Origin of the sequence: Novacetimonas hansenii JCM 7643 (assembly GCF_000964405.1) — a bacterium.
Classification (GTDB): domain Bacteria; phylum Pseudomonadota; class Alphaproteobacteria; order Acetobacterales; family Acetobacteraceae; genus Novacetimonas; species Novacetimonas hansenii.
On sequence record NZ_BANE01000259.1, the window covers coordinates 1 to 7,363 of the forward strand.

Below are 7,363 nucleotides of genomic sequence, written 5' to 3' on the forward strand. Positions count from 1 at the left end.
GCTTTTTCTAAAAAGCTTCAGAAGACGCCGCCTTTCTGAAAAAAAGCAGAACCCAAAAACTTTTCTTTTTTATCAAGCACTTATTTTCAAACAATCTCTTAATGGATATGGGCCAGGTCGCGCAGGAACCCGGGCAATAGCAGGGCATACGGATTGACATGCACGTTCGGGTTATCGAACGGTCCGTTGATCTGATACGTGGCCGACACCACGCCACCATTCTTTTCCGGGCTGAACAGCCAACCCAGCACGCCCGGCAGGTGTCCGGGGGCCGCATTGACGGCAAAGGCCGGGATGATTGTCCCGTCAAGGTCAAGCGTCGCCGTATCCAGGTTGATACGCCCCGCAACCGTCGCCCCAAGTGACGTATTGCTGACGAGGCCATCGGTAATATTGACCACACCGTCCCGAAACGTCAGGGGCATCTTGACGTGTTCGACCTCGAATTCCGGTGCATGGGGCGCCTTCATCCAGCCATAGATGGAGGCATTGTTGACCATACGCACCACGGTGGGCACCTGCCGCAGGACGAATGGCCCGGTCGTCAGATTACCGGAAAAGGGTGCGCTGGCATCCATGTCATCGAATGTTCCCTCCAGATCGACCTGTCCCCCCTCCATACGATCCCCCAGCTTCATGTCCTTAAGCAACGCGCCAAGGTCCGCGATATGCATCGACAGCACCCGGCTCTTGCCATCGGGCGTCAGCGTGGCGGAGGCAGGCGTCGGCCCGGTCATGGAAAATGACGCGCGCGTCAGCCGCACGCCATCATCCTCCAGATGGCTGCGCACACCCTGTATCGACTGTGTCTTGGTATAAAAGACGGTGCGGGCATCGACATTGATGTTCCAGCTCCGCCCCGGCGCGCTTTTCACCCGTCCACTCGCGGCCTCGGGCATGTGATACCCCTTGGCCGGGGCAGGGGCGGTACCACCATCGGCCGTCGCCCCGGCCTGCCGCTGATAGGTCAGCAACGGCGACAGGTCGAGCACCCGGGCCGCAACCGATACGCCATATGGCTCCTTCTCCCCCGCCGGGATGGTGATAATCGCGTTCCCGTTCGAACGTCCCACGCGAAACCCGTGCAGGATCAGGCGCCTGCCCGTTCCCTCCGCCGTTTCGGCATGCCCATCAATCAGAAGTTCCGGCCCCGCCGCGCGTATGTCCTCGATGGAGGACACATGCCCGTGGTCAAGGTTGATGACCACGGACGCATTGGCATCTTCGCCCACACGCTTGCTCCAGATCGGAATGGTAAGCGATGCGTGCTTGAGGTCGAGGTCGATATCCACCTGCGCCCGCCCACCGGGATAACGGTCATAATCCACATCCAGCGCGGCGCTGCCCCCGAAATGCTCGCCCATGTCCAATCCGGCGCGACGCACACCGCCGGGCGTCAGGTATCCCTGCACGCTTGCGCTTTCAACCGCGCGGTCAGACGGCCCGGACCGGAAATCCATCGTATACAGGATGGTGGAGGGTATGCCCGACAGGTTCCCCGTTCCCTTGAGCATCAGCCCGTCGATCGAGGCGTCGATCCCGAAACGCCCGCTGTCGAGGGCACGGCCCATTACCACATTGCCCAGATGCACCTGTGCCAGGTCGGTATGCGTGCGCAGGTCGATCTGCGCCAGCTTGACATGCGCATCAAGGGGCAGCGCGATATGCAGCGAGACATTGGCCTTGCCGGAGGGGGAGGTAAAGCTCATCGGGTGGCGTGACAGCACATTCAGCCTCGGCTCAGCCAGCAGGGCGAGGATATCACGCGCATTGCCCTGCAAGGTGGTGTTGATGTCCCCCATCTGGATCTTCTTCATCAGGCCGGTAATCAGCATTGATCCCGGCCCGACCTCGATCCGGCCGATACCGGTCGCATTGACGTGACGGTCCGTCCGATCCACGAGCTGATAGGCATGGCCAAAGCTGATCGCGATTTCGTCCGGCCCCTTGAACGTCAGGTGGGCATCCATGTCATGCAGCGGCGGGATCGGACGCAGCCAGTACAGTTCCATCCCCTCTGCACGGATGTCACCCGTCAGCGATGTCAGGTCCAGCCCGTCCCAGCCATCGTGACTGACCAGCCCGACACGCGCCTGCAGTTCGCTGACATGGCCTTTCGTTATGTTCGCCGTCACCCACCGGCGCGCGCCCTTCATCGCGCCAGGCGGCCAGAAATCACCCAGCGTGGCGAAATCAAGGGCCAGCGCCTCCGCCGAGACGCCGATGCCAACATCACGCGGATGCAGCATGGAGGAGGCATGCATGCTCCCCGTGGCCGTCAGCGTCGGGCCGCTGCCGTCATCTTCGGCATGTCCCGGTGCCCGCAGATGTACGACCATCTTCTCCAACGTGGCGCGAAAGGGGCCGTCGAACGGTGCATCGGCCGGGCCGGGGTCAAAGGACGCGACAATATGGGCCTCCCCATCACCAACAAGCACCGTCCCGTTACGCCGCGTCACCACCGTGCCATTACCAACCTTCAGATAGGCGCCCAGTGTGCGCGGGGCCATGAACTGCCCCCCTCCCCCGGACGCCAGCAACACCTGCAAGGTCCCGCCCACCGGCAGGTCGAGCGGCGCAACCTCCTTCTGCCCCGGGGCAAAGGCGGACGGACTGACGGGATCAAGCTTCAACGTCCAGTTGATGCGTCCCGGCGCATCCTGCTGTCCCTCCCCACGCAGGACAAGGTGCTTGCCATTGCCCTCCAGCATGAAGCTGACCGAACCGCTGGCCCCGACCTGCCCCTGATGGGAAATGACATGCAGGTTGGCGGAGGCATCGCGCGTGCGCCATACGCGCTGCGAAATCTGGTCACTGAATTTTACCTGCGCATCCGACACGATGATCCGCCGCAGCAGCGACAGGTCCACCGAATGTCCGTGGGAATGGGTGCTGTCCTCGGGCGTGCCGGGGCCAAGGTCAAGACCGATGTCCCCTTCCGGGTTACGCGCCAGCGCAAGGCGGACACCAGTTACCGACAGTTGTTCCAGCACCACGTCACCATGCACCAGCGCAGGGGTGTCAAGCACGACATGACCGTGGTCGATGCTGTTGGCCAGCGTGCCATCCGCACTCATGATGGACAGGCCATCGGCCCATACTTCCAGCGGGCTGCGTATTCCCGCATGCAGCGCATTCCATCCAAGGCGCACCTGCCGCACCGTCAGGCGTCCCTGCCGCCGGCTGGCCCCCGGCCCATGCAGGACCGACAGCGGCGTCATCATGCGCACCATCGGCGTCACGTCGATCGGCCCCGTTGACAGCCGCAACGTCAGCGCCAGCAGCAGCACGGCAGGCAGCACGATGCACGCAAGCCCCGTCCAGACCAGCACACGCACCACACGCAACCCGATCAGGCGCAGCCACACATCCCGCGTGGGGGACGGCGGGGGTGGTGGCGGTGGTGGCGGTGGTGGCGGGGTGTCTTGACCATCATGCTTCATGGCGTCCACGCTGCGCCCCGTCGCCATTGCTGCCCAGGTTGTCCCAGATGTCCCACCTTCCCACCAGCCCCGATCTCCATCACGGCTGGCATGCCTGCACCTGGCCTCCGGCCGCCGATGCGCGCGGCGCACATCTGCTGCATGAGGACATGGAACGCGCCTTTGTCGAATGCGGGCTGGACATGGCGTGGCTGTCTGCGCCTGCTGTCGCCGCGATGCTTGACGCCATGGGGGGCAACAGCCCCTATCTGTCGGACCTTGCGCGACGCGATACCGAAACCTTCGCCCGGCTTCTGCGCGACGGGCCGGACCGGGTCATGCGCGACATCCTTGCCGACATGCGCGCCGAATCGCCACAGCAGCCCCGTCACGCGATCGCCCATACCCTGCGCACGGCCAAGCGGCATGCCGCCCTTACCATCGCACTGGCGGATATCGGGGGGGCATGGTCGCTGCAACAGGTGACGCACGCGCTGAGCCACCTGGCCGAAACAACCCTGCAGGTCGCGGTCAGACATCTGCTGCGCACGGCCCATGATGCAGGCCATCTGGTTCTGCCTGACCCGGACGATGCTGCGCGCGGCAGCGGCTTTGTCGTCCTGGCCATGGGGAAATTGGGCGCGCGGGAACTGAACTACTCCTCCGATATCGACCTGATCGTCCTTTACGACCCGGCCTGCCACCCCGAACACGAGGACCTGCGGCGTATCTTCGTCCGCATGACTAGCGACCTTGTCGGCCTGATGGAAGCACGCGATGCAGATGGGTATGTTTTCCGCACCGACCTGCGCCTGCGCCCAGATCCGTCGGCCACCCCCCTTGCCGTCTCGTTTCCCACGGCCATCACCTATTATGAAAGCATGGGACGGACATGGGAACGCGCCGCCATGATAAAGGCCCGCCCCGTCGCAGGCGACATTGCCGCGGGACAGCGTTTCCTTGCCGCGATCCATCCCTTCGTCTGGCGGCGTCATCTTGATTTCGCGGTGATTGACGACATCCATGACATGAAAGCACGCATCGACAGGCACCGGAATGCCGGGCGTGGCGGGCTGCTCGACATGGCGACGGACACCCCCGCCTGCACGGACGCGATGCGTGACTGGTTGCTGGGCCATGATGTGAAACTGGGCCAGGGTGGCATCCGCGAAGTGGAGTTCGTGGCACAGGCGCTGCAACTGGTCTGGGGTGGGCGCAGGCCCGACCTGCGCGACCCCACGACGCTGGGTGCGTTGCGGCACCTGACACAGGCGGAACTGATTACGCATGCGCAATACACAATCCTGTCGCGCAACTATCACATGATGCGACAGGTCGAACATCGCCTGCAGATGCGCGCCGACCACCAGACGCACAAACTGCCCGAAACCACCGACAGATTCGCACAGTTCGCCATTTTCATGAATGAGGTGGACGGCCCCGCCCTCGCCCGCGCCATGTTGCCCGTCATGCAGCAGTCGCGCCGCATTTTCGAACACCAGTTCTCCGAACCTGACCGTCCCGACGACACCATCGCCCCAGAGGACGCACAGGTGGGCGAGCACCTTGAACAGGCCGGCTTTGCACCCGATACGCTCGACGCGGCGCGCGGCATCCTGCAACGGTGGGATACCAACCGCCTGCGCGCCCTGCGTTCGGACCGCGCACGGATGCTGCTCCATCGCCTGTTGCCGGGGATATTGCGTGAAATCGGGGCGCGGCGCGATCCGCTGACGGTGCTGCGTCGCTTTGACACGCTGCTGGAACGGCAATGGGCGGGGGTGCAGTTCCTGTCGCTGCTGGAACGCAATCCCGCGCTGGTGCGCCGGATCATGACCGTACTCGACTGTTCCGCGTTCCTTGCCAACCATCTGGCGCAGGCGCCCTCCGCACTGGACGGATTGCTGGATGCCAGCACGATCGAGGCAGCGGACGACACCGCGCGTGCCGCCGTACTGCTGGTACGCCAGCATGTGGCGCAGGCGATGGGACCTGAACGCCTGCTGCCGGTGCTGCGCGGGCTGGTCTGTGGGGAGGAATTCCGCCTGTCCGTCGCGCGCCTGGAACATCGCATGACGGAGGACCGCACCGCGCGTGTGCGCACCGCGATGGCCGATGCGGTCATGCGCGGGCTTTTGCGCACCGTCATGACCGAACACCGCGCACGCCATGGTCACGTGCCCGGCGGGGCGATGGCAGTGGTGGCGATGGGCAAGGCCGGATCGCGCGAGATGATGCCGGGGTCCGACCTTGACCTGATGCTGGTGTTCGATCACCCCGATGATGTGATGGAAAGCGTGGTGCCACGCACGCGCCGTGCAACAGGCGCGCCGGTGGCACGGCCATTGGGGGCGGGTACCTATTACGTGCGGCTGGCGCATGCCTTCATCGCCACGCTGACCGCACCGGGGGCCGAAGGGCCGTTGTATGAGGCCGACATGCGCCTGCGTCCGTCGGGATCGAAGGGACCGGTCGCGGTGTCGCTGTCGTCGTTCCGGCGTTACCATGCGGAATCGGCATGGACGTGGGAACGCATGGCCCTGACACGTGCGCGCATCATCGCGGGTGCGCCCGCGATGGCCGAACGCCTGCGTGCGGCCATCGACACCGCACTTGATGGCACCAGCGGCAATGCACGCGCGCTGCATGCAGATGCGTTGCGCGCGGATGTCTGTTCCATGCGCGCACGCCTGATGCGCGACCTGCCGCCACAGGGACCGTGGGACATAAAACGCCGTGCGGGTGGGTTGATGGAGGTCGAATTCATCGCACAGGGCCTGCAACTCCTTGCCGCTGCCCCCGGCGCGCGTTCCCCATGCACGCGCGTGGCATTCACGCGGCTGGCGCGCGCGGGGATGCTGTCGGCCGCCGATGCGCGCCTGCTGCGGCGGGCGGACCTGTTCTGGCGTTCGGCGCAAAGCATGCTGCGCATCCTGATGGGTACCGAAATTCCCGATGCGCTGCCCCCCGCGGCCCAGGAAATCATGATGCGCGAACTCGATGCCCGCGACGAACAGGGCATGCTGGCGCGCATGGATGACATGGCGCAACGTGTGCGCGATGCGTTCGTCCGCCTGATCGGCCCATTGCCGCCCATCGGAAACATCGACGATGGGACATGAAGGAAACCATTGCGCAACGGCACAAAGCCCCACACAAACACAACAGCATGGCGGGTGTCCCCCTCCCTGCACCCCATGATGACTTTCGAAGGCATTTCATGATGAACGAGACTTCACCCCCCGTCTTTCCCGAACCCGGCGCACCGGTGCCCGATTTCGACATGGCGGCAAGCCATGACCGCCATGTCAGCCTGTCGGCACTGCGGGGCAAGCCGTTCGTCCTGTATTTCTATCCCAAGGCGAATACGTCGGGCTGCACCAAGGAAGCCTGCGGCTTTCAGGAAGCTCTGTCGGACCTGGGCAAGGAAGACGGCATCACCGTCATTGGCGTGTCACGCGATGCCATGCCCGCAATCGAGAAATTCGCGGATGCACAGAACCTGTCCTTCCCCCTGGCCTCCGACGCCACAGGCGCGGTGACGGAGGCCTATGGCGTATGGATCGAAAAATCCATGTATGGCCGGACCTATATGGGGATCGAACGCGCGACCTTCCTGGTCGATGCGCAGGGCCGGCTGGTGCAGGCATGGCGCAAGGTCAAGGTGACGGGCCACGTCGCCGCCGTGATGAAGGCCGTCCACGCCCTGCGCGCCGGAAAGTGAGCGGACACGCACGACCGGCGACCTGATGGACTGGCACCTGATGGGCTGCCACTGACTGCCCGATACCGCCCCCGCCGCATGCATCAGTAAGGCGGCGGCCCGTAATACCCGCCGCCATAACCACCATACGGACCCGGCGGCGGCGGAGGGGGCGGCCCATAGGCCATCGGTGGGGCGTAATACATCATCGGGCGGGGCGGCGGCGGGGGTGGCGGCG

Annotated in this window: 3 protein-coding genes; 2 read left to right on the top strand and 1 reads right to left on the bottom strand. The window is 64.5% G+C overall.

The window, feature by feature from the left end:
- Window positions 1-98 precede the first annotated feature (98 nt).
- Complete coding sequence (locus B7G66_RS14275; RefSeq protein ID WP_003621161.1) at window positions 99-3,470, bottom strand: AsmA-like C-terminal region-containing protein; 3,372 nt, start codon at window positions 3,468-3,470, stop codon at window positions 99-101.
- A 20-nt stretch (window positions 3,471-3,490) separates the two neighbouring features.
- Between B7G66_RS14275 and B7G66_RS14280 the strand changes: the two genes are divergently transcribed.
- Together B7G66_RS14280 and B7G66_RS14285 are read left to right on the top strand one after the other, a co-directional pair.
- Window positions 3,491-6,544, top strand: a complete 3,054-nt coding sequence (locus tag B7G66_RS14280) for a bifunctional [glutamine synthetase] adenylyltransferase/[glutamine synthetase]-adenylyl-L-tyrosine phosphorylase (protein WP_003621163.1) — start codon at window positions 3,491-3,493, stop codon at window positions 6,542-6,544.
- Between the two features lie 98 nt (window positions 6,545-6,642).
- Window positions 6,643-7,146, top strand: coding sequence for a peroxiredoxin (locus tag B7G66_RS14285; RefSeq protein ID WP_003621165.1), 504 nt, complete (start codon window positions 6,643-6,645; stop codon window positions 7,144-7,146).
- Window positions 7,147-7,363: the final 217 nt, after the last annotated feature.